This window comes from Streptomyces sp. NPDC087215 (assembly GCF_044744885.1).
Taxonomy (GTDB): domain Bacteria; phylum Actinomycetota; class Actinomycetes; order Streptomycetales; family Streptomycetaceae; genus Streptomyces.
Map to the genome: position 1 here is coordinate 199,508 of NZ_JBIUZD010000010.1, position 25,875 is coordinate 225,382.

Below are 25,875 nucleotides of genomic sequence, written 5' to 3' on the forward strand. Positions count from 1 at the left end.
TTCGGCGCCTGGAGGGAGTGCGTGCCCTGGGTTGGGGCGAGGGGCGGCGGGGGAGCGTGTACCTTGCCGGGTCAGGCGTTGCCGGGGGACGGCTGGCGCGGAGGGACTGGGGGAAGACCGGATGGGCGTACGCCTCGTGGTGGTGGACGACCACCGCCTGCTCGCGGAGGCGCTGGCCTCGGCGCTGAAGCTGCGCGGGCACCGGGTGCTCGCGGCGGCGGCGCCGGTGGCGGGCGCGGCGGAGCTGGTGGTGAGCCGCGCGCCGGAGGTCTGTCTCCTGGGCACGGCCCAACCGGCGGCGCCGGGGGTCTTCGACCCGGTCGTCCGGATCAAGCGGGAGCGCCCGCAGGTGGCGGTGGTGGTGCTCGGTCCCGTGCCGTCGCCGCGCGGGATCGCGGCGGCGTTCGCGGCCGGGGCGTCGGGGTACGTACGGCACGACGAGCGCATCGAGGGCGTCGAGCGGGCCCTGGTGAAGGCGCGGGCGGGGGAGTCGGCGGTGGCGCCGCAGCTGCTCAGGTCCGCCTTCGCGGAGCTGCTGCACCCCTCGGTGCAGCCGGACGACGAGGGGCAGCGGCTGCTGCGGCTGCTGACGCGGCGGGAGGTGGAGGTCCTGGTCCGGGTCGCGGAGGGGGAGGACACCCGGGTGATCGCGGCGGGCATGGGGATCGCGCCGAGCACGGCGCGGACGCATGTGCAGCGGGTCCTGATGAAGCTGGGGGTGGGCTCGCGCCTTGAGGCGGCGGCCCTCGCGGCCCGCACGGGCCTCCTCGACCGGGCGCTGCCGGGGCCGCGCGGGCGGCTCTGAGCCGGGTCCCCGCCGTAGCGGGGGATCGGCCGGTGTCCTCGGGCCGCGTGGGCCTGCTCGGGGTGATCGGGCCTGCTCGGGGTGATCGGGCCGGGTCCGGGGTTGGCCTCCGGGGTTGGCCGGTCCGCTCCGGGGTCGGCCTCCGGGGTTGGCCGGGTCGGTCCGGGCTGTCGTGTTCCCCGGGCCGTTCCGGGAACGGCTGTTCCGGGACCGGTCGGTCCCGGTCCGGTCGGTCCGGACCCGGGCCGGGGGGCCTGCTCCGGGGTGGTCCGGCCGGGTCCTCGGGCTCCCGGGCCGTTCCGGGACCGTGGCGCTGAGGGTGGCCGGGCCGGGCCGGGCCGGGCCGTTCCGGGACCGGCAGCTCCGGGGTCTCCGGTCCCCGGCCTGCTCCGAAGGCCGCCGGGCCGGCCGGCCCGGCCGTCGTGTCCCCGCTCCCCGGACCGTTCAGGTACCGCCGACCGGGCCCGGGGCCTCGGGCTTCCGGGCCTGCCCCGCCCCGCCCCGGCCCGCTTCTGGACCCGCCCGACCGGGTCCGGCGGGTCCGATGGAGCCCCAGTCGATCCAGTCGATCCGTCCGGCCCGCCCGGCGGGTTCTGTTCATCCGGCGGGTCCCACGCGTCCGGCGGGTCCGACCGGTCCGGCCGGTCGTTGGTCAGGGTGTCCCCGCCGACCGGCGGGCAACCGCCTCACCGTTGACGCTGATGTTGGAATGTGCTTCCTTGTGTGTGGTTCTGTTTGATCGGCCCGGGAGGGCACCCGTGAAGAAGACCGTCACCACGCTCGCCGACGGGCGCGAACTCATCTACTACGACGCGGGCGACGACACCGTCCGCACCGCCGTCGACCCGCGCCCCCTCACCCCCGTCGTCTCCCGCTCCGAGATCCGGATCGACGTCCTCACCGGTGACCCGGTCGCCGTCGCCTCGCACCGGCAGTCCCGCACCCACCACCCCCCGGCCGACGCCTGCCCGCTCTGTCCCGCCCGCGCGGGACACGAGAGCGAGATCCCGGACGAGGGCTACGAGGTGGTGGTCTTCGAGAACCGTTTCCCCTCGCTCTCCGGCGGCGCCGGGCGCTGCGAGGTCGTCTGCTTCACCGACGACCACACGGTCTCCTTCGCCGACCTCACCGAGGAACGGGCCGCCCTCGTCCTCGACGCCTGGACCGACCGCACCGCCGCGCTCGCCGCCCTCCCCGGCGTCGAGCAGGTCTACTGCTTCGAGAACCGGGGCCGGGAGATCGGCGTCACCCTGCCCCACGCGCACGGCCAGATCTACGGCTTCCCCTACGTGACCCCCCGGACGGCCGCGATCCGCCGCCGGATCGACGAACACCGGGCGGAGACCGGCCGGAACCTCTTCGACGACGTCCTCGCCCGCGAACGCGCCGACGCCGAGCGGATCGTCCTGGAGACCGAGCACTGGACCGCCTTCGTGCCGTACGCCGCCCACTGGCCGTACGAGGTGCACCTGTACCCCCGCCGCCGGGTCCCCGACCTCCTCGCCCTCGACGGGCCCGCCCGCACAGAGTGCGCACAGGTCTACCTGGAACTCTTGAGGCGCTTCGACCGGATCTTCGGCCCGGGGGAGCCGCCGACGCCCTACATCGCCGCCTGGCACCAGGCGCCGTTCACGGACGCCCGGCGGGCGGACTTCGGGCTGCACCTGGAGCTGTTCACCGTCCGGCGGGCCCCCGGGAAGCTCAAGTTCCTCGCGGGCACCGAATCGGGCATGGGCGCGTTCATGAACGACGTACGGCCGGAGGAAGCGGCCCGACGACTCAGGGAAGTGGCGACCGACAGATGAGCAGCGACACGAAGAAGTACCTGGTGACGGGCGGGGCCGGATACGTGGGCGGGGTCGTCGCCGCCCACCTCCTGGAGCGGGGCCACCGGGTCACCGTCCTCGACGACCTCTCCACCGGCTTCCGCGAGGGCGTCCCGGCGGGCGCCGAGTTCGTCGAGGGCCGCGTCCAGGACGCGGCGCGCTGGCTCGACGCCTCCTACGACGCCGTCCTGCACTTCGCCTCCTCCTCCCAGGTCGGCGAGTCCGTGGCGAGGCCCGAGAAGTACTGGGAGAACAACGTCGGGGGCGCCACGGCCCTGCTGGGGGCCATGCGGACCGCGGGGGTGCGCCGACTGGTGTTCTCCTCGACCGCCGCGACCTACGGCGAACCGGCCGTGGTGCCGATCCCCGAGACCGCGCCGACCGCCCCCACCAACCCCTACGGGGCGACCAAGCTGGCCGTGGACCACATGATCGGCGGCGAGTGCGCCGCCCACGGCCTGGCCGCCGTCTCGCTGCGCTACTTCAACGTGGCGGGGGCGTACGGCGGACTCGGCGAGCGCCACGACCCCGAGTCGCACCTGATCCCGCTGGTCCTCCAGGTCGCCCTCGGCCGCCGCGAGGCGATCTCCGTGTACGGCGACGACCACCCCACCCCGGACGGCACCTGCGTCCGCGACTACATCCACGTCGCCGACCTCGCGGAGGCCCACCTCCGCGCGCTCGACGTCATGACGGCGGGCGAGCACCTGGTCTGCAACCTCGGCAACGGCAACGGCTTCTCCGTCCGCGAGGTCGTCGAGGCCGTCCGGAAGGTCACCGGGCACCCCGTCCCCGAGACCACCGCCCCGCGCCGCCCCGGGGACCCGGCGGTCCTGGTCGCCGCCGTCGACGCGGCCCGCGAGCGGCTCGGCTGGACGCCGTCCCGCCCCGATCTGGCCGGGATCGTCGCCGACGCCTGGGCCTTCGCCCGCGCCCGGGAAGAGGACCGCGCGTGACCGCCGCCGCCGCGTTCGAGACGCTCTACGGGGCCGCGCCCGACGGAGTCTGGGCCGCCCCCGGGCGGGTCAACCTGATCGGTGAGTACACCGACTTCAACGACGGCTTCGTGCTGCCGCTCGCCCTGCCGCACAGCACCGTCGCCGCCGTCGCGCGCCGGGACGACGGGGTGCTGCGGCTGCACTCCGCCGACGCCGACGGCGGGACGGTCCAACTGTCCGTCGACTCCCTCGCGCCGCTGTCCGGCGGCGGCTGGGCGGCCTACCCGGCGGGGGTCGTCTGGGCACTGCGGGAGGCCGGGCACCCGGTGACGGGCGCGGACGTGCACCTCACCTCGACCGTGCCGACCGGGGCGGGCCTGTCGTCCTCGGCGGCCCTGGAGGTCGCCGTCGCGCTCGCCCTGGACGAACTGTTCGGGCTCGGGCTGTCCCGGCCCGAGCTGGCCCGGCTGGCCCAGCGCGCCGAGAACGCCTTCGTCGGCGTGCCCTGCGGGGTGATGGACCAGATGGCCGCCGCCTGCGCGGTGGAGGGCCACGCGCTCCATCTGGACACCCGGGACCTCTCGTACCGTCAGGTCCCCTTCGCCCCGGCCCGCGAGGGGCTGCGGCTGCTGGTCGTGGACACCCGGGTGAAGCACGCGCTCGGGGACGGCGCGTACGCGGAGCGGCGCGCCGGTTGTGAAGCCGGTGCGCGGGCGCTCGGCGCACGTGCCCTGCGTGACGTGAGTGCCGCGCACCTGCCCGGAGCCCTCGCACGGCTGACCGACGGGACGGTCCGGCGGTACGTACGGCACGTCGTCACCGACAACGCGCGGGTGGAGCGGACCGTCGCCCTCCTCGACGCCGGGGACGTCCGGGCGGTCGGCCCGGTCCTCACCGAGGGCCACGCCTCCCTCCGGGACGATCTGCGGGTCTCCTGCCCCGAGCTGGACCTGGTCGTCGGCACGGCGGTCGCCGCCGGGGCGCTCGGCGCCCGGATGACCGGCGGCGGCTTCGGCGGCTCGGCCGTCGTCCTGGTGGACGACGGCCGGGCGGACGCGGTCGCCGCCGCCGTCACCGGCGCCTTCGCCGGTGCCGGGTACGCGGCCCCCGGGATCTTCCCGGCCGTGCCCTCGGCGGGGGCGCGCCGGCTCTGAGATCCGCACGGGTCCGCACGGGTCCGCACGAGTTCGGACAGTTCCGCGAATCGGCCCCCGCCGTGGCGCCCGGCCCCTAGCCTGAGGGGCGGCGCCGGTGGGGGCCGGTGCCGTTCAGGGGTCGAGACCCGGTCGGGTACGGCGCCGGAAGCGGGGTAACAGTCAACGCACGGCGGCGGCCGCGCACCGGCGGACCCGCCTCCGGCGCCGTGCCCGCGTCGGTCCCGTTCCTCGACACTTGGGGGTGTCCGTGGCACGCATCCGTGTCCTGGTGGTGGACGACCACCGCGTCTTCGCCGAGTCGCTCGCCGCCGCGCTGGCGGCGGAGCCCGATGTGGACGTCGCCGCCGCGGGAAGCGGTCCGGCCGCCCTGCGCTGTCTGGAGCGCGGCGCGGCGGAGGGGCGCAGATTCGACGTGATGCTGGTGGACGCCGAGCTGGGCGCGGGCCCGCCGGGCTCGGTGGCCCGCGCGGTGCCGGACGACGGGGAGGGCGCCGTCGACGGGATCTCGCTGGTGGCGGGGGTGCGCGGGGTGCAGCCCGCGGTCCGTACGGTCGTCCTCGCGGAGAAGGACGACCCGCACCGGGCGGCGCTCGCGCTCCAGGCGGGGGCCTCCGGCTGGGTGGCGAAGGACTGTTCGCTCCAGCGGCTCCTGGCGGTGGTGCGGGGGGTGCTGCGGGACGAGACGCATCTGCCGCCCGCGCTGCTCACCGGGGTCCTGCGGGAGCTGACGGAGGTCCGCAAGCACCGGACGGACGGCGAGCGCCTGGTGGAGGCGCTGACCCCGCGCGAGCGGGAGGTGCTGTGCTGCATGGTCGCGGGGCTCGGCCGCAAGGCGGTCGCCGAGCGGCTCTTCCTGTCGCCGCACACGGTCCGTACCCATATGCAGAACGTGCTGGGGAAGCTGGGTGTGCACTCGACGCTGGCGGCGGTGGCGCTGGCCCGGCGGGCCGGGGTGGGTCCCGCGCCGCTGCCGGAACTAGCCGGGGAGGTTGTCGAACGGGGCGGTCAGCCGGCGTAGCAGCGCGGCCAGTTCGCCGCGCTGGGCGCGGGAGAGCTGGGCGAGGATGGCGCGCTCCTGGGCGAGGAGTCCGGCGAGGGCCTCGTCGGCCCGGTCGCGTCCCTCGGGGGTGAGCCGGACGAGGACACCGCGCCGGTCGCTGGGGTCGGGCAGCCGCTCGACGAGGCCCTTCTTGGTGAGCCGGTCGATGCGGTTGGTCATGGTGCCGGAGGTGACCAGGGTCTGGGTGAGGAGCTGCCCGGGGGAGAGCTGGTACGGCGCTCCGGCCCGGCGCAGGGAGGTGAGGACGTCGAACTCCCAGGGCTCCAGCTGGTGCTCGGAGAAGGCGAGCCGACGGGCGCGGTCGAGGTGCCGGGCGAGCCGCGAGACGCGGCTGAGCACCTCGAGCGGTTCCACGTCGAGGTCGGGGCGCTCGCGGCGCCATGCAGCGACCAGTCGGTCGACCTCGTCCTCCATGACGATCAGTGTAGAGGGTCTGTTGACATAAAGTCTCTTGGGTTCAAGTATCTCTATATCGAGTATCTTGGTTTCAAGATATATTTCCCCGGACGGCGGGGAAGGGACCCGCCCGGAACTCCGTTCCGCTTCGGCAACTCGTGCCAGCAAGGGGTCTTCGAACATGTATTCCGCAGAATCCGTCGTACCGGCCACACCCACCTGGGATCCGCAGCAGTACCTCCGGCACTCGGGCCACCGCACCCGGCCCTTCCTCGACCTGCTCGCCCGAATACCCCGTCTGCCGGCCCAGGACCGGCCGGCCCGCATCGCCGACCTCGGCTGCGGCCCCGGCAATGTGACGGTCCTCCTCGCCGACCGGTGGTCCGACGCCCACATCACCGGTTACGACCTCTCGCCCGAGATGCTGGAGCGGGCCGAAAAGGACTGGTCGGGCAGCACCGGGGGCGGCGGCTGGATCGACTTCCGGCCCGCCGACGCGGCCCACTGGACCCCCGACGAACCCCATGACCTGATCGTCTCCAACGCCGCCCTCCAGTGGGTCCCCGGCCACCCCGGGTCCTTCGCGGGCTGGATCGACGGGCTCCGCCCCGGCGGCGTCCTCGCCTTCCAGGTCCCCGGCAACTTCACCTCGCCCAGCCACGCGCTGCTCGGCGAGCTGTGCGAGACCCCCGAGTGGCGCGCCCGCCTCGGCGACCAGGGGCGCCGCTACGTCCATGTCCTCGACACCGCCGACTACCTCACCCGGCTCACCGGCCTCGGCTGCGAGACGGACGTCTGGGAGACCACGTACTGCCAGCTCCTCCAGGGCGAGGACCCCGTCCTGGACTGGGTCAAGGGCACCGCCCTGCGGCCCGTGCTCACCACGCTCGCCGACGACCCGGAGGCCGCCGACGCCTTCCTCGGGCAGTACCGCGAGCTGCTCCGCGAGGCCTACCCGCCGGGCCCGCACGGCACGGTCTTCCCGTTCCGCCGCATCTTCGCCGTCGCCCGCAGACCTCACTGACCCCACTGATCCGACTGATCCCGGCGGGCCGGTCCCGCCGCCCGACGCGCGGACGCCCCGCACCGGAGTTCCGGTGCGGGGCGTCGCGGTACGGCTCAGTAAAGGTTCGGGTAGATCTGGAAGCCGGTGCCGATCTTGGCCTTCAGCGTGAACTTCCCGGTGCCCGTGGAGATGTACGGGAGCAGATTGCCGTTGGACGCCACTGCCAGCAGGTCGCCCTTGCCGTCGCCGTCGATGTCGCCCGGCGCCACGATCTGCTTGTACGCGCCCCAGCCCGAGCCGATCCGCACCCGGCCGGAGAACGGCGTCGTGGCCGAGCCCGTGCCCCGGTACATCCAGAGGACACCCGCGCCGTCACGGGCCACCAGGTCCGTGCGGCCGTCGCCCGAGTAGTCACCGGCGCCGACGATCCGGTTGTACGCGTTCCAGCCGGAGCCGACCTTGACCCGGCCCCCGAAACTCGTCCCCTCGCCGTTGCCCGGGTACAGCCACAGCACGCCGGAGCCGTCCCGGGCCAGCAGGTCGCCCTTGCCGTCGCCGTTCAGGTCCCCCGGACCGATCAGCAGGTTGTAGATCTGCCAGCCGCGCCCGAGGTCGACGTCACCGTCGTACAGGCGTCCCTGGTAGGTCTCCAGGAGGTGACCGAAGGTCCCCCGGTCCGTGGACGAGACGTACGTGATGTTCGCCCCGGACCAGCCGCCGACGTCGCCCCACTGCTTGCGGGCGCCGATCTTGCCGTTGTTCAGGGCGCCGTACCAGAACAGGGTGCCCCGGGCGTCGCGGCCCAGGAAGGCGTTCTTGCCCGAGGACGGGATGCCGCCGCCCCCGCCGAACTGGTCGACCATGTTCCACTCGTTGTCCGGCGAGATCCGCAAGGCCGAGGAGAGCCGCCCGTCGCCGAGGCCCGTGTACCCCCACAGGGCGCCCTTGCGGTCCCGTGCCATCAGGTCGGCCCGGCCGTCGCCGTTCACATCGTCGGCGGCGAGGATCTGGTTGTAGATGTTCCAGCCGGTGCCGATCGACTTGCGGGCCTTGAGCGGCGCGGCCGTGTTGCCGGTGCTGCCGTAGAAGAACAGCCCCCCGTTGGTGTCCCGGGCCACGACGTCGCCCTTGCCGTCGCCGTCGTTGTCGCCGACGCCCACGATCTGGTCGTAGAGGCCCCAGCCGTAGCCGACCTTGGTCGGCGCGCCGAACGGGGCGGTCCGCGAACCGGTCGCCAGGTACTGGTAGAGGTCGCCGTTGTGGCGGCGGGCCATCAGGTCGGCGCGGCCGTCGCCGTTCACGTCGCCGGGCGAGAACACCTTGTTGTAGATGTTCCAGCCGTTGCCCCCCCAGCGGAAGGTGCCGGAGGTGGCGTACGCGTCGGAGAACAGCTCCAGGCGCCCGTACTTGGTGAGCGTCAGGACCTCGGGGCGGCCGTTGCCGTCCTGGTCGCCGATCGGGACGATGTCGTGGGTGAGGACGGTCGAACCACCCACGCCCGTCCAGGCACCGCCCGCGGCGTCGGAGGTCAGCGCCGTGTAGACGGCGCCGTCCCAGTCGCGGTTGATCAGATCGGACTTGCCGTCGCCGTCCACGTCGAAGCGGGGCTTGACGACGGCGGACGCCTGGGCGGTACGGGCCCGGTCCGAGGGCCCGGCCAGCGGCGAAAGGTCCAGCTGCGACGGGGCCGTACGGGCCTTGGTCGGGGCCTCGGGCACCGGCCGGGGCGCGGAGTCGGCCACGGCGGGCGTCGAGAACAGCATTCCCGCCGAGAGCACCAGCGCGGTGCACGTCGTGACGCGGCGCGTACGCCGCGCGGCGCGGGAGGAGGCGGAAGAACCGGAAGAACCGGAGAAACCTGAGAAGGTGGAACGCAAGAGATCCCCCCCTGGGGATGTCGAGAACGAAGGACCGGGGAGCGGGTCCGCGACGTCCGCGCACGCCGGTCGGCGCACACGCGGGGCGGACACCCCCCGATGTGCTGCGGAGTGTACCCGGGCCCTCGGACAGGACCTCCACCCGTTTTCACGTTCCGTCAGTTCCGGCCCGTCCGAAGCCCGTCCGTCCCCGGACCGGTGCGCCCCGATCCGGTGTCCCCGCAAGGCGGACCCGGACCGGTCCGGTTCCGCCCCGTACGGTCCCGTCCGGTTCCGGCCCGTGCGGCTCCCGGCCGCCCCGTCCCCGTCCCCGGCGCCCGGCCGCGCGTCCCGCCTCAGCTCTTGCGGTGCCCCATCAGCCGGGGCTTCGCCTCCAGGCCGTCCAGGCCGTGCCAGGCCAGGTTCACCAGGTGGGCCGCGACCTCAGCCTTCTTCGGCTTCCGGACGTCCAGCCACCACTGGCCCGTCAGCGCCACACTGCCCACCAGGGCCTGCGCGTACAGCGGTGCCAGCTTCGGGTCGAAGCCGCGGGCCTTGAACTCCAGGCCCAGGATGTCCTCCACCTGCGTGGCGATGTCGCTGATCAGCGACGCGAAGGTGCCCGTCGACTGGGCCACCGGCGAGTCCCGCACCAGGATGCGGAAACCGTCCGTGTAGTTCTCGATGTAGTCGAGCAGCGCGAACGCCGCCTGTTCGAGCAGCTCCCGGGGGTGCCCCGCCGTCAGCGCGCCCGTCACCCCGTCCAGGAGCTGGCGCATCTCCCGGTCGACCACGACCGCGTACAGCCCCTCCTTGCCGCCGAAGTGCTCGTACACCACCGGCTTGGAGACCCCGGCCTTCGCCGCGATCTCCTCGACCGACGTGCCCTCGAAGCCCTTCTCGGCGAACAGCGTCCGGCCGATGTCCAGCAGCTGCTCCCGGCGCTCCGCGCCCGTCATCCGCACCCGGCGCCCCCGCCGGGGCTTCTGCTCGCTGCCGCTGTTCCTGCCGTCGATCGCCACGTCTTCCATCATGCCGCGTCTGCGGACGGGTTCTGGCGCCGGGCCTCGATGCGCGACTTCGCGGGCCACCGCACGTCGGACGCCCAGCCCGCCAGCTCGAACCAGCGGATCAGCCGGGCGCTGGAGTCGAGCTGCCCGCGCAGCACCCCGTGCCGCGCCGACGTCGGCTCCGCGTGGTGCAGGTTGTGCCAGGACTCGCCGCAGGACAGCACCGCCAGCCACCACACGTTGCCCGAACGGTCCCGCGACTTGAACGGACGCTTGCCCACCGCGTGACAGATCGAGTTGATCGACCACGTCACATGGTGCAGCAGCGCCACCCGTACCAGAGAGCCCCAGAAGAACGCCGTGAAGGCACCCCACCACGACATCGTGACCAGCCCGCCCACCAGCGGCGGGATCGCCAGCGACACCACCGTCCACAGCACGAACTGCCGCGAGATCGCCCGGATCGCCGGGTCCTTGATCAGATCGGGCGCGTACTTGTGCTGAGGCGTCTGCTCCTCGTCGAACATCCAGCCGATGTGCGCCCACCACAGGCCCTTCATCAGGGCCGGAACCGTCTCCCCGAACCGCCACGGCGAGTGCGGGTCGCCCTCCGCGTCCGAGAACTTGTGGTGCTTGCGGTGGTCCGCCACCCAGCGCACCAGCGGCCCCTCCACCGCCAGCGACCCCATGACCGCCAGCGCGATCCGCAGCGGACGCTTCGCCTTGAAGGACCCGTGCGTGAAGTACCGGTGGAAACCGATCGTGATCCCGTGGCAGCCGATGTAGTACATGACCACCATCAGCCCCAGGTCCAGCCAGCTCACCCCCCAGCCCCAGGCCAGCGGCACCGCCGCGAGCACCGCCAGGAACGGCACCGTGATGAAGAGGAGCAGCATGATCTGCTCGATCGAACGCTTGCTGTCCCCGCCGAGCGTCGCGGAGGGCTGGACCGGGGCGTCGTCCGGCGCCTCGGGCACCGAGGTCACCTCGGGGCTGATGGTCATGGATGTCCCTTGGGGGTGGGAGTGAGGGTGGGTGACTGCCGAAGGGCAGGAGGAGACACGCGGAAACACGAAGAAAATCTGACAGAACACGGCCGTGGCTACGCCTCCGTAACCTACGGCGTCGTAAGTATGGCAGTGCCGTGGCGCGCGGCAAGAGGGCGCAACAGGGGCAGCGCCCCCGCCGCTGGGACGGGCACCTATCCTGGGTGCGTCGGACAGCGCGGTCCGCAAGCCTCCAGAACCCTCCAGACGTGCTCAAACACTGCAAGGAGCCGCACCTGTGAGCAGTGCCGACCAGACCCCCACCGCCAGCACCGAGCTGCGCGCCGACATCCGCCGACTGGGCGACCTGCTGGGCGAGACCCTCGTCCGCCAGGAGGGCCACGACCTCCTCGACCTCGTCGAGCGGGTCCGTGGCCTCACCCGGGAGGACGGTGAGGCCGCCGCCGAGCTGCTGCGCGGTGTCGAGCTGGAGACAGCCGCCAAGCTCGTACGGGCCTTCTCCACCTACTTCCACCTCGCGAACGTCACCGAGCAGGTTCACCGGGGCCGCGAGATGCGCGAGCGGCGGGCCGTCGAGGGCGGTCTCCTCGCGCGCACCGCGGACATGCTCAAGGACGGCGACCCCGAGCACGTCCGCGAGACGGTCAAGAACCTCAATGTGCGCCCCGTCTTCACCGCGCACCCCACCGAGGCCGCCCGCCGCTCGGTCCTCAACAAGCTGCGCCGGGTCGCCGCCCTCCTGGAGACCCCGGTCATCGAGGCCGACCGGCGCCGGATCGATCTGCGGCTCGCGGAGAACATCGACCTCATCTGGCAGACCGACGAGCTCCGGGTGGTCCGCCCCGAGCCCGCCGACGAGGCCCGCAACGCCATCTACTACCTCGACGAGCTGCACGCGGGGGCCGTCGGCGACGTCCTGGAGGACCTCGCCGCCGAGCTCGACCGCGTCGGCTTCGAGCTGCCCGCGGGCACCCGCCCGCTCACCTTCGGCACCTGGATCGGAGGCGACCGCGACGGCAACCCCAACGTCACCCCCCAGGTGACCTGGGACGTCCTGATCCTCCAGCACGAGCACGGCATCACCGACGCCCTGGAACTCGTCGACTTCCTGCGCGGTCTGCTCTCCAACTCCATCCGCTACACCGGAGCCACCCAGGAACTCCTGGACTCCCTCCAGCGCGACCTGGAACTCCTCCCGGAGATCAGCCCCCGCTACAAGCGGCTCAACGCGGAGGAGCCCTACCGGCTCAAGGCGACCTGCGTCCGGCAGAAGCTCGTCAACACCCGCGAGCGCCTCGCCGGCGGCACCCCGCACCAGCCCGGCCGTGACTACCTCGGCACCACCGAGCTGCTGCGCGACCTGACCCTGATCCAGACCTCGCTGCGCGAGCACCGGGGCGCGCTCTTCGCCGACGGGCGGATGGACCGCACCATCCGCACCCTCTCCGCCTTCGGCCTCCAGCTCGCCACCATGGACGTCCGCGAGCACGCCGACGCCCACCACCACGCCCTCGGACAGCTCTTCGACCGCCTCGGCGAGGAGTCCTGGCGGTACGCCGACATGCCCCGCGACTACCGGCGGAAGCTGCTCGCCAAGGAGCTGCGCTCGCGCCGCCCGCTGGCGCCCACGCCCGCCCCGCTGGACGCGGCCGGAGCGAAGACCCTCGGCGTCTTCCACACCGTCAAGGAGGCCTTCGGGCGCTTCGGCCCCGAGGTCATCGAGTCGTACATCATCTCGATGTGCCAGGGCGCCGACGACGTCTTCGCCGCCGCCGTCCTGGCCCGTGAGGCCGGTCTGGTCGATCTGCACGCGGGCTGGGCCGAGATCGGCATCGTGCCGCTCCTGGAGACCACCGACGAGCTGAAGGCCGCCGACGTCATCCTCGACGAGATGCTCGCCGACCCCTCCTACCGGCGCCTCGTCTCGCTGCGCGGCGACGTCCAGGAGGTCATGCTCGGCTACTCGGACTCCTCCAAGTTCGGCGGCATCACCACCTCCCAGTGGGAGATCCACCGCGCCCAGCGGCGGCTGCGCGACGTCGCCCACCGCTACGGCGTACGGCTCCGCCTCTTCCACGGCCGCGGCGGCACCGTCGGCCGCGGTGGCGGCCCCTCGCACGACGCGATCCTCGCCCAGCCCTGGGGCACCCTGGAGGGCGAGATCAAGGTGACCGAGCAGGGCGAGGTCATCTCCGACAAGTACCTCATCCCGTCGCTCGCCCGCGAGAACCTCGAACTGACCGTCGCCGCGACCCTCCAGGCATCCGCCCTGCACACCTCGCCGCGCCAGTCCGACGAGGCCCTCGCCCGCTGGGACGCGGCCATGGACACCGTCTCGGACGCGGCCCACTCGGCGTACCGGCGCCTGGTCGAGGACCCGGACCTGCCCGCGTACTTCTTCGCGGCCACTCCGGTCGACCAGCTCGCCGACCTGCACCTCGGCTCGCGTCCCTCGCGCCGCCCCGACTCGGGCGCCGGGCTCGACGGGCTCCGCGCCATCCCGTGGGTGTTCGGCTGGACCCAGTCCCGCCAGATCGTCCCCGGCTGGTTCGGTGTCGGTTCCGGTCTGAAGGCGCTGCGGGAGGCCGGTCTCGACCCGGTCCTCGGCGAGATGTACGAGCACTGGCACTTCTTCCGCAACTTCGTCTCCAACGTCGAGATGACGCTGGCCAAGACGGATCTGCGGATCGCCCGGCACTACGTCGACACCCTGGTGCCGGACGAGCTGAAGCACGTCTTCGACGACATCGAGGCGGAGCACGCGCTGACCGTCGCCGAGGTCCTCAAGGTCACCGGCGGCCAGACGCTCCTCGACTCCAACCCGGTGCTCCAGCAGACCTTCGCCATCCGGGACGCCTACCTGGACCCGATCTCCTACCTCCAGGTCGCCCTGCTCGCCCGCCAGCGCGCCGCCGCCGAGCGCGGCGAGGACCCGGACCCGCTGCTCGCGCGGGCCCTGCTCCTCACCGTCAACGGCGTGGCCGCGGGCCTGCGCAACACCGGCTGACACCGGGCCGGTTCCGTACCGGCGGCACACGGCCGTGCCCCCGTGGAGTCCTTCCACGGGGGCACGGCCGTGTCCGGGCGGCCCGGTCCGGCGGGGTTCCGGCGGGACCGGCGGGACCGGCGCCTCAGAGCGCGAAGAACGCGGCCACCAGCAGCGCCCCGCCGGTGCCCGCCATCGTCCACGCCGTCCTGGACAGCCGCAGTCCGCCCCCGACCAGCGGCGCCGCGAGCAGCAGCGCCCCGCCGAACGGCAGCCACGCGTGCAGCCCGCCGCCCCAGCCGCTCCGTACGCCCTCGTCGGTGCCGGGCTTCACCACCACCGGGAGGGTCTGTCCGGGCTCCGCCGCGACCGAGCGCGCGATCGTCAGCGTCCTGCGGGTCGAGCCGGGGTCCTCCGGGGCGAAACGGCCGTCGCACCTCTTCTCCGTGCAGCCGGTCACCGTCAGGGTGCCGTGTTCCCGCCCCTTGGGGAGCAGGACGTGCTGGGCCGAGTTCCAGGAGGTCCAGGCGCCCGCGACGAGCAGCAGGAGGGCGACGAGGACCATGGCGGCGTTGCGGACGTGCGTCATGACCCGCGATCGTACAGTCGTACGGACATGGGTCCAGGGCCCGGAACGGGGACGGACCGGCCCTCTCCGGCGTCCGGGCCGGGCGCGCCGGTCGGTATCGCCGTCCTAGGAGTTGTACGCGGACTGGGCCCGTTCCAGGCCTTCCGCGATCAGGCACTCCACCGCGTCCGCCGCCCGGTCCACGAACCAGTCCAGGTCCTTGCGCTCCGTCGAGGAGAAGTCCTTCAGGACGAAGTCGGCCACCTGCATCCGGCCCGGCGGGCGGCCGATGCCGCAGCGCACCCGGTGGTAGTCGGGGCCCATCGCCTTGGTCATCGACTTCAGGCCGTTGTGCCCGTTGTCGCCGCCGCCGGTCTTCAGCCGCAGCACCCCGTAGTCGATGTCCAGCTCGTCGTGGATCGCCACGATGTTCGCCGTCGGCACCTTGTAGAAGTCGCGCAGCGACGTCACCGGCCCGCCCGACAGGTTCATGTACGACATCGGCTTCGCGAGCACGACCCGGCGGCTCGCGGGTCCGGGCGGGCCCATCCGGCCCTCCAGGACCTGTGCCTGCGCCTTCTGCGCCCGCTTGAACGAGCCGCGCATCCGCTCCGCGAGCAGGTCCACCACCATGAAGCCCACGTTGTGCCGGTTGGCCGCGTACTCGGGCCCCGGGTTGCCGAGGCCGACGATCAGCCAGGGGGCGTTCGCGTCGTCCGTCATGTGCGTCAGGTCTCCTCGGGTGCGTACCGGAAGCGGAAGGGGGGGAAGGCGGGGGGGACAGCGAAACGGGGTGGGGGGGGGGGGGGGCCCCCCCCCCCCCCCCGGGAGGGGGGGCCCCCGCGCCCCCCCCCCCGGGCCCCCGCGGGGGGGGGGGGCCCCCCCCCCCCCCGGGGGGGCCGCCCCGCCCGGGCCGCCCCCCCCCGCGCCGCCCCCCCCCCCCCGCCCCCCCCGCCCCCCCCGCCCCGCCCCCCCCCCGGGGGGGGGGGGCGGGGGGCCCCCCCCACCCCGTGACGTTCAGAGGGAGCCCGTGGCTCAGGCCTCGTCGCCCTCGGCGGCGTCGGCGGCCGGCTCCTCGGCCTGGGTGGCCACGACCTGGACGACGACGGCGTCGGCGTCGGTCACCAGGGAGGAGCCCTTCGGGAGGGTGACGTCCTTGGCGAGGACGGAGGCGCCGGCCTCCAGGCCCTCGACGGAGATGGTGACGGACTCGGGGAGGTGGGTGGCCTCGGCCTCGAGGGAGAGGGTGGAGAGCACGTTCTCCAGCAGGTTGCCGCCGGGGGCCAGCTCGCCCTCGGTCTGCACCGGGATCTCGACGGTGACCTTCTCGCCGCGCTTCACGAGGAGCAGGTCGACGTGGACGAGGAAGCCCTTGATGGCGTCGCGCTGGATCGCCTTCGGGATCGCCAGCTCGTTGGTGCCGTCGAGGTCCAGGGAGAGCAGCACGTTCGGCGTGCGCAGCGCCAGGGCGAGCTCGTGGGACGGGAGGGTGATGTGGACCGGCTCCGAGCCGTGGCCGTAGACGACGGCGGGGACCTGGCTGGCACGGCGGATCGCGCGGGCGGCGCCCTTGCCGAACTCGCTGCGGACGGCGGCGGCGATCTTGACTTCGGACATGATGCGCTCCTCGTGGAAAGGTGACGAAAAAGGTGGTCACCCGGCCACGACTGGCGATGGCCTGCTACGAAGAGCGCGTCGATAACGGACCGCCGGGACCCCTGCGGGTCCGGCCTCCCTCGCCGAGCAACTGCAGCAGTCTACCGGTCCCCGCCCCTACCACCCAATTCGATCACCGAAACCCCCGGGCGGGGGCGGCCCGGAAACGGCCGGGAGCCGTTCCCCCCGTCGGGGGAACGGCTCCCGGGTCCGCCGTGAGGCGAAGGCTCAGTGCTCCTCGAAGAGGCTCGTCACCGAACCGTCCTCGAACACCTCGCGCACCGCGCGCGCGATGGTCGGCGCGATCGAGAGGACCGTGATCTTGTCCAGTTCCAGCGCGCCGGGCACCGGCAGGGTGTCCGTGAACACGAACTCGCTGACCTTGGAGTTCTTCAGGCGGTCGGCCGCCGGGCCGGACAGGATGCCGTGCGTGGCCGTCACGATGACGTCCTCCGCGCCGTGCGCGAAGAGCGCGTCGGCGGCGGCGCAGATCGTGCCGCCGGTGTCGACCATGTCGTCCACCAGGACGCAGACGCGGCCCTTCACGTCACCGACGACCTCGTGCACGGTGACCTGGTTGGCGACGTCCTTGTCGCGGCGCTTGTGCACGATCGCGAGGGGGGCGTCCAGGCGGTCGCACCAGCGGTCGGCGACCCGCACGCGGCCCGCGTCCGGGGAGACGATCGTCAGCTTGGAGCGGTCGACCTTGGCGGCCACGTAGTCCGCGAGGACCGGCAGCGCGGACAGGTGGTCCACCGGGCCGTCGAAGAAGCCCTGGATCTGGTCCGTGTGCAGGTCCACCGTCAGGATGCGGTCGGCACCGGCCGTCTTCAGCAGGTCCGCGACCAGACGCGCCGAGATCGGCTCGCGGCCGCGGTGCTTCTTGTCCTGACGGGCGTAGCCGTACGACGGGATGATCACGGTGATGCTCCGGGCGGAGGCCCGCTTCAGAGCGTCGATCATGATCAGCTGTTCCATGATCCACTTGTTGATCGGAGCCGTGTGGCTCTGGATCAGGAAGCAGTCCGCGCCGCGGGCCGACTCCTGGAAGCGGACGTAGATCTCACCGTTGGCGAAGTCGAACGCCTTGGTCGGAACGAGGCCGACGCCCAGCTGGTGCGCGACCTCCTCGGCCAGCTCGGGGTGGGCGCGGCCGGAGAAGAGCATCAGCTTCTTCTCGCCGGTCGTCTTGATCCCGGTCACAGCACTGTCTCCTCAGACGTGTTCTCTGGTCGCGATCCACGAGCTGTCGTGCGCGTGTACGAGCCAGCCGAATTTGTGTGCACGTATCACGGTACGCCGTGTTCGACGTACCTGTTTCCGGTCAGCTTTCGCCGGCGGACTCCTCCGAAGCCGCCTGGGCTGCCTGCGCGGCGGCGCTCCCGGGCCGCTTGCGGGCCACCCAGCCCTCGATATTCCGCTGCTGGCCCCGGGCGACGGCCAGCGAACCGGCCGGCACGTCCTTCGTGATCACGGACCCGGCGGCGGTGTACGCGCCGTCCCCGATCGTGATGGGGGCCACAAACATGTTGTCCGAACCGGTACGGCAGTGGGAGCCGATCGTGGTGTGGTGCTTGGTCTCGCCGTCGTAGTTCACGAAGACGCTCGCCGCGCCGATGTTCGAGTACTCGCCGATCGTCGCGTCGCCCACGTAGGAGAGGTGGGGGACCTTCGTGCCCTCGCCCACCGTCGCGTTCTTCATCTCGACGTACGTGCCCGCCTTGGACTTCGGGCCCAGGTTCGTGCCCGGCCGGAGATACGCGAAAGGGCCGACGGAGGCGCCGTCGCCGACGACGGCGGAGACCGCCACCGCGTTGTCCACCCGGGCGCCCCTGCCGACCCTGGTGTCCGTCAGGCGCGTGTTCGGGCCGACCACGGCGTCCTCGGCGATGTGCGTGGCGCCGATCAGCTGCGTGCCCGGCAGGATCACCGCGTCCGGCTCGAAGGTCACGGTCACGTCCACCTGGACGGAGGCGGGCTCCACGACCGTCACGCCCGCGAGCATCGCCCGCTCGATCAGCCGCTCGTTCAGCAGGACGCGCGCCTCGGCCAGCTGTACGCGGTTGTTGATGCCCAGGATCTCGCGGTGGTCCGCCGCGACCGAGGCGCCGACCCGGTGCCCCGCCTCGCGCAGGATCGACAGCACGTCGGTGAGGTACTCCTCGCCCTGGCTGTTGTCGGTCCGCACCTTGCCGAGCGCGTCCGCGAGCAGCTGCCCGTCGAACGCGAACACGCCGGAGTTGATCTCCTTCAGTGCGCGCTGCTCCTCGGTGGCGTCCTTGTGTTCGACGATCTCCGTCACGGCGCCGGTCGCCGGGTCGCGGACGATCCGGCCGTAACCGGTGGAGTCCGGCACCTCGGCGCTCAGCACGGTGACGGCGTTGCCGTCGGCGGCGTGCGTCCCGGCCAGTTCCCGCAGGGTGTCGCCGGAGAGCAGCGGGGTGTCGCCGCAGACGACGACCACGGTCCCGCCGGGCGTCTCCCCGAGCTCCTCCAGGGCGGTGCGCACGGCGTGCCCGGTGCCCTTCTGCTCCTCCTGTACGGCGGTACGGGTACCGGCGTAGTGCTCCTCCAGGTGCCCCCTGACCTGCTCGCGGGCGTGCCCGACGACCACGACGAGGTGCTCGGGCCCCAGCTCCCGGGCGGCGGAGACGACATGTCCGACGAGGGACCGTCCGGCGATCTCGTGCAGGACCTTGGGGGTCTTCGACTTCATGCGGGTGCCCTCACCCGCTGCGAGGACGACGACGGCTGCCGGGCGGTTGGCGCTCACGGGAATGCCCTTCGGCTTTGGGTGGTGGACGCACGAAGGATACCGGGGGGCAAGGGGCCGGACATGAGTCCGGGTCCCGGCCTGACGAGGCCGGGACCCGGACCGCGCCGCTCCCCTGCCAGGACTCGAACCTGGAATAAATCATCCAAAGTGACCCGTGTTGCCAATTACACCACAGGGGATGGCATAGCCAGCCAAAACGGACAAATCGATGGACCGTTGGGCCGGTGGCCCCCACTATGCCGTACCCGGACCCCTCGGTGCGACGGTGCGCGGGGCGGGGACCTGCGGCGCACGCCACCGGGCGGGGCGCGCCCGTAGGGTGACGGGTATGAGCACAACGGGGGCAGACCGGGACGCCACGGGCGTTCGCGCGGGGATCTGGTGGTGGTGGGGGAGACGGCGGGGCGCCGTGCTCGATGTCGGGCTCGCCCTGCTGTCGGCGCTGGAGTGCGCGATCGAGGGCGTCGGGTTCGCCGACAAGACCTCGCTGCCGGTGCCCGTGGGGGTGCTGTTCGGACTGGCCGTCGGCTCCGTGCTGCTCGTACGGCGCCGCTGGCCGATCGTGGTCGTCCTCGTCTCCATGGCCGTGGCGCCCGCCGAGATGGGCTTCCTCATGGGGATCGTCGGGCTCTACTCGCTCGCCGCCTCCGAGGTGCCGCGCCGCATCACCGCCGTGCTCGCCGGGATGTCGACGCTCGCCGTCTTCGTCGTCACCGTGCTGCGGATGCGGCAGGACGTCGCCCAGGTCGACGGCGGCTCGCCGGACATCGACCCCAGCGGCTGGTACGTGCCGGTCGTCTCGCTCTTCATGACGCTCGGGCTCAACGCGCCCCCGCTGCTCTTCGGCCTCTACATAGGGGCCCGCCGCAGGCTCATGGAGAGCCTCCGGGAGCGGGCCGACAGCCTGGAGCAGGAGCTGTCGCTGCTCGCGGACCGCGCCGAACAGCGGGCGCAGTGGGCGCGGCGGGAGGAGCGGACGCGGATCGCCCGCGAGATGCACGACGTGGTGGCGCACCGGGTGTCGCTGATGGTGGTGCACGCGGCGGCGTTGCAGGCGGTGGCGTTGAAGGACCCGCAGAAGGCCGTGCGGAACGCGGCCCTGGTCGGTGACATGGGGCGGCAGGCGCTGACGGAGCTGCGGGAGATGCTGGGCGTGCTGCGGGAGGGTTCGGGCGTCGTCGCGGGCCCCGCTCCGGACCGGGTCGCCCCGGCGACGGTGCCGCTGGCCGCCGTCGGCCGGGCCGCCGCCGCGGCGGCCGAGGCAGCCGCCGGGGACGGGCCGCGGCTGGACGCCCTGGAGGCGCTGTGCGAGCAGTCACGGCTGGCGGGGACGGTGGTGGAACTGCTGGTGTCCGGTGCGGCACGCGCGTATCCGCCGGAGGTGGAGCGGACGGCGTACCGGGTCGTGCAGGAGGCGCTGACCAACGTCCACAAGCACGCGGTGGGCGCGAAGGTCGTGGTGCGGCTCGCGCACCGGGAGGCCGAGGTCGCCATGCAGGTCGAGAACGGCCCGTGCCCCCCGGACGTGACCGCCCCCGACGTACGGCTGCCGAGCGGCGGCAACGGCCTGGTCGGGATGCGCGAGCGGGTCCTGCGGCTCGGCGGCGTCTTCGTCTCGGGCGGGACGGACGCGGGCGGCTTCCGGGTCTCGGCGGTCCTCCCGACGGCGCCGGGGGCGGCCGGGGGCTGATGCCCGACCCCTGCCCCGGGGGCGGGGACTGATGTCGTGCCCCGGACCCCCCGGACCTTCCGGACCCCCCGGCCCCCCGGACCCCCGGACCTCTCTTCGGGAGGTCGCCGCCAACGACCGGCGGCCGGGCCCGGAGGGGGACCTGGCGGCGCCGGACCGGGGCGCGCGCCCCTGCCCTCCCGCTCCTTCCCCCGGTCGGTCCGTCGGTCCGTCGGTCCGTCAGTCCGCCGTCAGACGGACCGGGCGGGCGCCCGTGACCAGGGTGGACAGGGCCGCGTCGATGTCCTTGCCGAGGTACCAGTCCCCCGCGTGGTCGAGGCTGTAGACCCGTCCCTCGGCGTCCATCGCGAGCACCGCCTGGTGCTCGCCCTCCTCCCCGAGCGGCGCGACCTCCGTGTCCAGGGCGCGGCCGAGGTCCGCGAGGGTGCGGGAGAGGTGGAGCCCGGCGAGCGGGTCGAAACGGACGGCGGCGGGCGCTATCTGGCGCCCGTGGCCCGGCGCGGTGATGCTCAGCCCCCCGAACTCGGCCCAGGCCTCGACGGCCGCGGGGAAGACGCTGTGCCGGTGCCCCGCCGGGGAGACGTGGGCGCGCAGCGCGTCGGCCCATTCCTCGGCGAGCCTGATGTCCCAGCGGCCGGGCTGCCAGCCGGCCTCGCGGAGGGCGGCGTCGACGTTGACCGGGAAGCGGGTGGTGCTGAGGTGGTCGGGCATGGGCGTGCGGTCAGCCGTTCTCTGCGGGCGTGGTGGGATCGACGGCGCGCACGCCGAAGTGGGCGAGCATCGCCGTACAGGAACGGCAGGGGGCGGCGTAACTGCCGTGCAGCGGGTCGCCGTCCTCCCGGATGCGCCGGGTGGTGATCTTGGCCTGCTTGAGGGAGCGGCGGGCCTCGCCGTGGGTGAGCGGCTTGCGCTGGGCGCGCTTGGACCGCCCGCTCTCGGCGGCGGTGAGGTGCCGGGAGAGCAGGATCGCCTCGGGGCAGCGTCCGGTGAAGCGTTCGCGCTGGCCGCTGGTGAGGGTGTCCAGGAAGTCCTGGACGAGGGCGTGCAGGACGGGCGGCCGGTCGCCGCGGCCCGCGGTGCACGTGAGGGTCTCGCCGCGCACCGACAGGGCGGCGCCCACGGTCGGCAGGATGCCGTCGCGGCGGTGTCTCAGAGTGGGCGCCCGGCCGGTGTCGGCGTCGCTGCTCCAGTTGAGACGTGGGTCACCCTGTGTGGGCGTCGGTGCGGTGTGCATGGTGCTGGTATCCCCTCCTGCAATCCCCCGAGTTGCGTGCACAGCCTGCCAAATGGGGAGCCATATGGGGAAGCTGGGGCGCCGGAAGCCGCTTTCGGTGTGTCGGAATCAGGGTGCCGCTGTCATGGCTTCGTGACACTTGGTCACCGTCGGATCGGCCCGGTTCGGGCTCTTGTGGCAGCGCATAGGCTGTGCGGCATCAGTGCAGGAGAGTCGGCGGCTGCCGGGAGCAGCGGTCGGCGACGCCATCGCAGGGGGCAACCGCCATGACGACAGGTCGGCTCGGGCAGGACACCGCGCCACCGAACGCGGCCTACGCCGGGCAGGTCGTGCACTTCCCCGATCCGGTGCGGGCCTCCCGCCACCCCAGGGGGGTGCGGGTGGACGCGTCCGGCTACCCGGACTTCTCGTCGTACGCCCGCGCGGCGGCGGAGATCGCCGACCCGCCGGAGGGCTTCGGCGTCGACGAGCTGCGCCTCACGGACTACGTGTCGGCGAACGCGGCGATGGCGTCGACCGGCCATGAGCTGTGGGACAGGATCCCGGCGGTGGCGACGCCGCACGGCTGGACCTGGCACCACGTGCCGCGCAGCCGCCGGATGGAGCTCGTCCCGGTCGAGGTGAAGGCCCTGCTGCGGCACCACGGCGGGGTGGCGACGGCGGCGGTCGACCACGGCAAGCGGGGCACCCGCCCGCTCCAGGAGACCCGTCCGGTGCACTTCGGGCTGCCCAGGGGTCTGGTGTCGGTGTCGGAGGAGCAGGTCCAGGGCGTCGAGGAGGACCTCGGCTACCGCCTCCCGGGCGCGTACCGCTCGTTCCTGCGGGCCGCGGGCGGCTGCGCCCCGGTGGGCGCGGCGCTCGACGCGGAGCTGGGGCTCCTGGTGGACCAGCCGTTCTTCACGGTGCGGGAGGAGGCGGGGATCAATGACCTCGTCTACGTCAACAAGTGCCTGCGGGACCATCTGACCAAGGACTATCTGGGCGTCGCGTTCGTCCAGGGCGGTCTGATCGCGCTCAAGGTGCGCGGCGCGGCCGTCGGATCGGTGTGGTTCTGCGCGTACGACGACGCCCGGGACTCCGGTGCGACGGCGGCGGGCTGGTCGGTCGCCGAGCGGGTGGAGCGGCTGCTGCTGCCGTGCGGTGCGGACTTCGACGCGTTCCTCCAGCGGCTCGCGGGCAACCCGCCGGAGCTGGAGACGGTGGCCAACCTGATGGTGGACGGCGGCTTCGCGCGTGCGGTCCCGGTGGGGGAGTGAGTGGGCTGTGGTGACGTTCGCGCAGGCGCAGGAGCGCGCCGAGGAGTGGATCAACGGCGATCTGCCCGGATACCAGCACCGTGAGGTGCGGGTACGGGAGTTCGAGCTGGGGTTCGTGGTGTGGGCGGAGGACCGCGAGGGCGGTCCGGTCTCCGACGGCGGGCGCCAGCGGCTGGTCATCGCCCGGGACGGCGGAGAGGCCACGCTGTGGCCCGGCCTGCCGGTGGGCGAGGTGATCCGCCGGTACGAGGAGGAGTACGGCGCCGCCGCCGACGTGCCCGCGCAGGCGGCGGTCCCGGCGGCCCGGATCGACCTGAACCAGACGTCGTTCCTGCTGACTCCGCCGGAGTGGCTCCAGGACGCGGCGGACAAGATCGGGCTGCCGAAGCAGCCGAACGTCTCGCAGGAGAACGCGAGCGTGTCGGCTTCGGTGGACGACGCGTCGGAGCCGGTGGGCGCGGGCGAGTCGGGGCCTTCGGCGTCGGTGGAGTCCTCGGCCCCGTCGATGCCGTCGGCGGCGACGCCCCCGTCGGTACCGATGCCTCCGTCGGTACCGATGCCTCCGTCGGTACCGATGCCTCCGTCGGTGCCGTCCCCTTCGTCCCCTCCGTCCTCTTCTTCGTCCTCCTCGACGGTGTCGGAGCCGGTGTCGGAGCCGGAGCCGTCGCCTCCGGCGGACTCCTCCGGGAACTCCTCCACGGATTCCTCGGCGCGAGTGTCCTCCTCTCCCTCTCCCTCTCCCTCTCCTTCTTCCGTGTCGGGTGGCGGGCTGACGGACGCGGACCGGGTTCCGGCGGGTGCGCCTGGCGCTCCGGCCGGGTCCGGGGCCAGCCCGTGGGCGGACGCCAACGCGAGCTCCGGCGGTGCCGGGGGCGCGGTGCCGCTGCCCGCGACGGTCTTCGCACCGCCGCTGTCGGGGACGGACGACGAGGACGCCCCGCCGCCCTCGGTGGGCGCGGACGCGCCGACCGCCCTGATGAAGGGCGGCAGCGCGCTGCCGCCGACCGCCGTCGCCCCCCGCCTGGACCCGGCCGCCCCCGCGCCGTCCGGTACGGCTCCGGCGGCCCCGCCCGTTCCCCCGCGCGCCGAACCCGCGACTCCGCCGCCTCCGGCCCCGCCCTCCCCGCCCGCCGTGGCGGCACCGGACAGCGGGCGCGGTCCTGCGACCCCGACCCCGACCCCGCCGCCGGGAGTGCCGGGCGCGCCTGCGGCTCCGGCCGTTCCCGGCCCCGCCCCCGCCTACGTACCGACGCAGTTGGTCTCGCAGCTCGGCCCCGACGGGCCGACGCCCGCGCCCGTACAGCCGTCCCCGCCCGGACCGCCCGGTCCGCCGCCCGGTCCGGTGGCGCCGCCGCAGCCGGTGGACCACGCGGCGACGATGCTGGCGCACCCGAACCAGGGCGGTCCCGGTGCTCCGCCGCCCCCGCCCCCGCCGCCGGGCGTGCCCGGTGGCGGTCAGGGCGGTGTCGCGCACGCCGCGACGATGCTGGCGCACCCCGGTCCCGCCGCTCCGGCCGTGCCGGGGCCTCCCGGTCCGCCGCCGCCGGTGCACGGGGGGCACATGCCGCCGCCCGCGTACGGCTATCCGCAGGCCCCGGGGGTGCCGACGGTCGGCCCCGGGTACCAGGCGGTGCTGCGGTACCGCGCGCCGGACGGTTCGGAGGCGCGGATCATCCGGCGTTCGGCGCCGGGCACCCCGCACCCCGAGTGGCAGATCCTGCACGAGCTGCGGGCGCTGAACGTGCCGCCGCAGCAGGTCCTGGAACTGCACACCGAGCTGGCGTCCTGCGAACTGCCGGGCGGCTACTGCGCGCGGATGATCCGGGAGACCTGGCCGCAGGCGCGGATCACCAGCATCGCCCCGTACGGACGCGATCACGCGGGCCGTCAGCAGGGGATGCGGCAGCTCCTCACCCACCAGGGCGAGCTGCACCAGGTCGCGGACGGTCCGGCGCGGCCCGCGCCGGTGCGGGCGCCGCTGCCGCCGGTGCATCCCGCGCCGCCGGTCCCGCCGGAGGCGGTCGCGCAGGAGCTGGCCGGGGCCTTCGGTCCGGGCGTCCTGCGGTTCGACCAGCACGCGGTGTCACGGCAGGGCGTGCCGGAGCTGGTGGCGCGGACGCTGGTGTGGGCGGGGCTGCCCGCGGACTTCGGGCCGTTCTTCTGGGCGCAGCCCGCGATGCCGGTGGTGCCGACGCTGGCGGAGCTGGCGGCTCAGCGGCAGGTGCAGGCCGCGCCGGACGCGAGTTCGTACCTGGTGCTCGGTTCGGACTTCGGCCGGGCGCTCTGTGTCCAGTACGGGACCGCGCACATCGTGGCGGTGCCGGTGGAGGCGGGGCCCGGCGGGCAGTCGGTGCCGCCGCAGTTCGTGAACACCGGGCTGCCGGAGTTCACGCGCTCGATGGCGCTGCTCGGCCGGATGTGGCGGCTGCGGTTCGGGCTCAACCCGGAGCAGGCGGGCCGCTGGACGGTCGACTTCCAGGCGCAGCTGGCGATGCTGGACCCGGCGGCTCTGTCGTCGCCGGAGAACTGGTGGTCGGTGCTTCTGGAGCAGATGTGGGACGGCCTGCTGTAGGCAGCTCGCGGGAACTTGCGGAGAACAGCGATTTTCCTATGATCCGGTGATCCGGTAAGACAGAATGTGATGAAAG

Annotated in this window: 21 protein-coding genes and 1 tRNA gene; 10 read left to right on the forward strand and 12 right to left on the reverse strand. The window is 73.5% G+C overall.

What is annotated here, in order from left to right:
* Window positions 1–121: 121 nt before the first annotated feature.
* From ACIO92_RS24485 to ACIO92_RS24505, 5 genes are all read left to right on the forward strand, one after another.
* A complete protein-coding gene (locus ACIO92_RS24485; RefSeq protein WP_366443264.1) occupies window positions 122–805 on the forward strand; it encodes a LuxR C-terminal-related transcriptional regulator in 684 nt (227 codons plus the stop codon).
* A gap of 758 nt (window positions 806–1,563) precedes the next feature.
* Entirely contained in the window at window positions 1,564–2,610 is a 1,047-nt protein-coding gene (gene galT / locus ACIO92_RS24490; protein WP_366443265.1) for a galactose-1-phosphate uridylyltransferase, read from the forward strand.
* Window positions 2,607–3,587, forward strand: coding sequence for a UDP-glucose 4-epimerase GalE (gene galE / locus ACIO92_RS24495; RefSeq protein WP_366443266.1), 981 nt, complete (start codon window positions 2,607–2,609; stop codon window positions 3,585–3,587). Before galT ends, galE begins: the two co-directional genes overlap by 4 nt.
* Window positions 3,584–4,723 (forward strand): galactokinase, encoded by a 1,140-nt coding sequence (gene galK, locus ACIO92_RS24500; RefSeq protein ID WP_401238562.1) that lies wholly within the window; start codon window positions 3,584–3,586, stop codon window positions 4,721–4,723. The genes galE and galK overlap by 4 nt, the downstream gene beginning before the upstream one ends.
* Before the next feature lie 250 nt (window positions 4,724–4,973).
* Window positions 4,974–5,744 (forward strand): response regulator transcription factor, encoded by a 771-nt coding sequence (locus tag ACIO92_RS24505; RefSeq protein ID WP_366443268.1) that lies wholly within the window; start codon window positions 4,974–4,976, stop codon window positions 5,742–5,744.
* Here the strand turns inward: ACIO92_RS24505 and ACIO92_RS24510 are convergent.
* On the reverse strand, window positions 5,703–6,200 hold the full coding sequence (locus ACIO92_RS24510; RefSeq protein ID WP_366443269.1) for a MarR family transcriptional regulator: 498 nt from the start codon (window positions 6,198–6,200) through the stop codon (window positions 5,703–5,705). The genes ACIO92_RS24505 and ACIO92_RS24510 overlap by 42 nt on opposite strands.
* Window positions 6,201–6,363: 163 nt before the next feature.
* On the opposite strand from ACIO92_RS24510, the gene ACIO92_RS24515 reads away from it, so the two are divergent.
* On the forward strand, window positions 6,364–7,206 hold the full coding sequence (locus ACIO92_RS24515) for a trans-aconitate 2-methyltransferase (protein WP_366443270.1): 843 nt from the start codon (window positions 6,364–6,366) through the stop codon (window positions 7,204–7,206).
* Window positions 7,207–7,301: 95 nt separating this feature from the next.
* Here the strand turns inward: ACIO92_RS24515 and ACIO92_RS24520 are convergent, their stop codons facing one another.
* The 3 genes from ACIO92_RS24520 to ACIO92_RS24530 all read right to left on the reverse strand — a co-directional run bounded on the left by ACIO92_RS24520 (window position 7,302) and on the right by ACIO92_RS24530 (window position 11,058).
* Window positions 7,302–8,951: an FG-GAP repeat domain-containing protein gene (locus tag ACIO92_RS24520; RefSeq protein ID WP_402283153.1), complete on the reverse strand. Its 1,650-nt coding sequence runs from the start codon at window positions 8,949–8,951 to the stop codon at window positions 7,302–7,304.
* 449 nt (window positions 8,952–9,400) lie between these two features.
* Complete coding sequence (locus ACIO92_RS24525) at window positions 9,401–10,075, reverse strand: TetR/AcrR family transcriptional regulator (protein ID WP_366443294.1); 675 nt, start codon at window positions 10,073–10,075, stop codon at window positions 9,401–9,403.
* Complete coding sequence (locus tag ACIO92_RS24530) at window positions 10,075–11,058, reverse strand: fatty acid desaturase (protein WP_366443275.1); 984 nt, start codon at window positions 11,056–11,058, stop codon at window positions 10,075–10,077. Before ACIO92_RS24530 ends, ACIO92_RS24525 begins: the two co-directional genes overlap by 1 nt.
* A gap of 280 nt (window positions 11,059–11,338) precedes the next feature.
* Here ACIO92_RS24530 and ppc point away from each other — a divergent pair, with 280 nt between their 5' ends.
* On the forward strand, window positions 11,339–14,068 hold the full coding sequence (ppc, locus tag ACIO92_RS24535; RefSeq protein WP_366443276.1) for a phosphoenolpyruvate carboxylase: 2,730 nt from the start codon (window positions 11,339–11,341) through the stop codon (window positions 14,066–14,068).
* Between the two features lie 124 nt (window positions 14,069–14,192).
* On the opposite strand, the gene ACIO92_RS24540 is transcribed toward ppc, so the two are convergent.
* From ACIO92_RS24540 to ACIO92_RS24565, 6 genes are all read right to left on the reverse strand, one after another.
* A complete protein-coding gene (locus ACIO92_RS24540; protein ID WP_366443277.1) occupies window positions 14,193–14,636 on the reverse strand; it encodes a hypothetical protein in 444 nt (147 codons plus the stop codon).
* A 105-nt stretch (window positions 14,637–14,741) separates the two neighbouring features.
* A complete protein-coding gene (gene pth, locus ACIO92_RS24545; RefSeq protein ID WP_366443278.1) occupies window positions 14,742–15,338 on the reverse strand; it encodes an aminoacyl-tRNA hydrolase in 597 nt (198 codons plus the stop codon).
* 312 nt (window positions 15,339–15,650) lie between these two features.
* Window positions 15,651–16,232 carry a 50S ribosomal protein L25/general stress protein Ctc gene (locus tag ACIO92_RS24550; protein ID WP_401238549.1) on the reverse strand — a complete coding sequence of 194 codons (582 nt, stop codon included), beginning with the start codon at window positions 16,230–16,232 and terminating at the stop codon, window positions 15,651–15,653.
* Window positions 16,233–16,499: 267 nt separating this feature from the next.
* Complete coding sequence (locus ACIO92_RS24555) at window positions 16,500–17,474, reverse strand: ribose-phosphate diphosphokinase (protein WP_366443889.1); 975 nt, start codon at window positions 17,472–17,474, stop codon at window positions 16,500–16,502.
* A gap of 121 nt (window positions 17,475–17,595) precedes the next feature.
* Window positions 17,596–19,044, reverse strand: coding sequence for a bifunctional UDP-N-acetylglucosamine diphosphorylase/glucosamine-1-phosphate N-acetyltransferase GlmU (glmU, locus tag ACIO92_RS24560; RefSeq protein WP_402283993.1), 1,449 nt, complete (start codon window positions 19,042–19,044; stop codon window positions 17,596–17,598).
* Between the two features lie 110 nt (window positions 19,045–19,154).
* A tRNA-Gln gene (locus tag ACIO92_RS24565) sits at window positions 19,155–19,226 on the reverse strand.
* A gap of 149 nt (window positions 19,227–19,375) precedes the next feature.
* Between ACIO92_RS24565 and ACIO92_RS24570 the strand changes: the two genes are divergently transcribed.
* Window positions 19,376–20,737, forward strand: a complete 1,362-nt coding sequence (locus ACIO92_RS24570) for a histidine kinase (protein ID WP_366443887.1) — start codon at window positions 19,376–19,378, stop codon at window positions 20,735–20,737.
* 219 nt (window positions 20,738–20,956) lie between these two features.
* On the opposite strand, the gene ACIO92_RS24575 is transcribed toward ACIO92_RS24570, so the two are convergent.
* Together ACIO92_RS24575 and ACIO92_RS24580 are read right to left on the reverse strand one after the other, a co-directional pair.
* Window positions 20,957–21,448, reverse strand: a complete 492-nt coding sequence (locus tag ACIO92_RS24575) for an SUKH-3 domain-containing protein (RefSeq protein ID WP_366443886.1) — start codon at window positions 21,446–21,448, stop codon at window positions 20,957–20,959.
* A 10-nt stretch (window positions 21,449–21,458) separates the two neighbouring features.
* The gene (locus tag ACIO92_RS24580; protein ID WP_366443885.1) at window positions 21,459–21,971 is read right to left on the reverse strand and encodes a YwqJ-related putative deaminase; all 513 of its coding nucleotides are present in this window, start codon (window positions 21,969–21,971) and stop codon (window positions 21,459–21,461) included.
* Between the two features lie 266 nt (window positions 21,972–22,237).
* Between ACIO92_RS24580 and ACIO92_RS24585 the strand changes: the two genes are divergently transcribed.
* Both ACIO92_RS24585 and ACIO92_RS24590 read left to right on the forward strand, forming a co-directional pair.
* The gene (locus tag ACIO92_RS24585) at window positions 22,238–23,227 is read left to right on the forward strand and encodes an SMI1/KNR4 family protein (protein WP_401238541.1); all 990 of its coding nucleotides are present in this window, start codon (window positions 22,238–22,240) and stop codon (window positions 23,225–23,227) included.
* 7 nt (window positions 23,228–23,234) lie between these two features.
* Window positions 23,235–25,799 carry an SUKH-4 family immunity protein gene (locus ACIO92_RS24590; protein ID WP_402283996.1) on the forward strand — a complete coding sequence of 855 codons (2,565 nt, stop codon included), beginning with the start codon at window positions 23,235–23,237 and terminating at the stop codon, window positions 25,797–25,799.
* The last annotated feature ends 76 nt before the right edge of the window (window positions 25,800–25,875 follow it).